We start from the raw sequence: 759 nt of genomic DNA on the forward strand, positions 1-759 counted from the left end.
GCGATTACGTTCACGCCTTGTACGGCAGCTGGAGTTCCAGATGTGAGTTGTATGGGACCATCGACACAAGATCCTATGGATATTCAGTATACTGTTGATGATGATGAAGGAAATACTACAGATCCAGCTACGGTTAGTGTAGGATTTACACCAGAGCCACCAGTTGCGATGGATGACAGTAGCGTTAATAATATGACAGGTGATCCAGTAGTGATTAATGTACCTGGAAACGATATGGATCCAGACGGTACTTTAGATTTAACGACGGTACAGATTGTAGGTACGACGAATCCAGGCGATCCATTAGTGGAGCCAGGCGTAGGAGTATGGACCGTAGATGGTACTACAGGAGTAATTACGTTCACGCCTTGTACGGCAGCTGGAGTTCCAGATGCGAGTTGTACAGGAGCATCAACGCAAGACCCACAAGATATACAGTATGCGATCGATGATAATGATGGTAATACTTCAAATCAGGCAACAGTATCAGTGATGTATGATGCAGAGCCACCAGTTGCAGTAGATGATACGAGTGTACCTAGTATGCCAGGAGACACGGTAGTAGTAGATGCACCAGATAATGATAGTGATCCAGATGGTACATTAGATTTAAGCAGTGTAAGTTTAGAAGTTCCAGCAGGAGCGACGATGGTAGTATTGGATCCAGATGGTAGTGGCGATGTAATCGGCTACACGGTACCAGGAGAAGGAGATTGGGAAGTAAACCCTGTAACTGGTGAGATTAGTTTCGCTCCAGCC

Annotated in this window: 1 protein-coding gene; it reads left to right on the forward strand. The window is 45.6% G+C overall.

Annotated features, from left to right (window positions below):
- A partial coding sequence (locus ACY2RS_RS15475; RefSeq protein WP_490099572.1) for a hypothetical protein occupies positions 1-759 on the forward strand: 759 nt, incomplete at both ends.

This window comes from Patiriisocius sp. 208BN25-11 (genome assembly GCF_058147145.1).